Source organism: Streptomyces phytophilus (genome assembly GCF_013870535.1).
GTDB classification, from domain to species: Bacteria; Actinomycetota; Actinomycetes; order Streptomycetales; family Streptomycetaceae; genus Streptomyces; species Streptomyces phytophilus.
Genome location: NZ_JACBXC010001609.1, coordinates 1 through 1,164, shown reverse-complemented (window position 1 = coordinate 1,164; position 1,164 = coordinate 1). Strand labels below are relative to the sequence as shown.

1 protein-coding gene and 1 pseudogene are annotated in these 1,164 nt (G+C 72.4%); one reads left to right on the top strand and one right to left on the bottom strand.

Annotated elements, in window-relative coordinates:
• Positions 1 to 233: pseudogene (locus H5J30_RS34595) on the top strand (hypothetical protein); the annotation flags it as partial.
• Between the two features lie 34 nt (positions 234 to 267).
• On the opposite strand, the gene H5J30_RS34590 reads toward H5J30_RS34595, so the two are convergent.
• Positions 268 to 939, bottom strand: a complete 672-nt coding sequence (locus H5J30_RS34590; RefSeq protein ID WP_181791766.1) for a lysophospholipid acyltransferase family protein — start codon at positions 937 to 939, stop codon at positions 268 to 270.
• Between the last annotated feature and the right edge of the window lie 225 nt (positions 940 to 1,164).

The window sequence follows — 1,164 nt, the reverse complement described above, 5'->3', positions numbered from 1 at the left end:
TCGTGGAGTCGCACGGCGGGCGGCCGCGGCTCTTCTCGCGGGTGGGCGCGGGCAGCACGTTCGTGCTGTGGCTGCCCGACGCGGGTGCGGAGGCGGGTGCCCGCGTCCCGGGCGGGCCGCCGGACGGGCTGCCCGCGAAGATGCGCGGGTCCGCGGACGGCGGGGCCGCTGACGGCGGGGCGGAGGGCGACGGGCCGCGGGACGGCGGGCCGGGGGAGGTGCTGGAGAAGTAGCCGCCGCGGGGCTGCGGGTCCCCGCGCGTACGGCTCAGGCCGCCGACTTCACCTTCGTGGCGTACACGTCGACGTACTCCTGGCCGGACAGCCGCATGACCTCGCTCATCACCTCGTCGGCCACCGCGCGCAGCACGTACCGGTCGCGGTCCATGCCCTCGTAGCGGGAGAAGTCCAGCGGCTCGCCGAAGCGCACCGTGAACCGGGCGATCCGCGGCCGGCCCGAGCCGCCCGGCTGGATCTTCTCCGTGCCGACCATCGCGAACGGCACCACCGGCGCGCCGGTCATCAGCGTCAGCCGCGCCACGCCGGTACGCGCCCGGTAGAGCCGGCCGTCGGGGGAGCGGGTGCCCTCGGGGTAGATGGCGAAGACCCGGCCCTCCTCCAGGATCCGGCGCCCGGTCATCAGCGCCGCGACGCCGCCGCGGCCGCCGTCCCGGTCCACCGGGATCATCCCGACCGAGGTGAAGAACCAGGCCATCAGCCGGCCCTTGACGCCCTTGCCCGTGACGTACTCGTCCTTGCCGATGAAGAAGACCGGCCGCTTCACGACCAGGCCGAGGAACATCGAGTCGACGAACGTGAGGTGGTTGCCGGCGAGGACGACCGGGCCCGTGCCGGGGATGTGCTCGTGGCCCTCCACCCGGGGGCGGTACAGGACACGCATGAGCAAGCCGAGAAACGCCTTGATCAGGATGCGGAACAACGAAGGATCCTCCGGTCGGGATGGTGACGCTTGCGACCATACTCGCCTGTCCGCGCGGTTCCCACCCCGGATTCGACCGGCCGAGACGCAGTGTTGCCGCCGATTTAACGAGCACGCCGCCGCAAGTCTCCCGCACCCCGAACGACAGGCCCTAACATCGGGCCGTCTTTTGTCGAGGCGCCGGTGGGGCGCGGGTACGACGGAGAGGTAGCTGACATGAGCGAC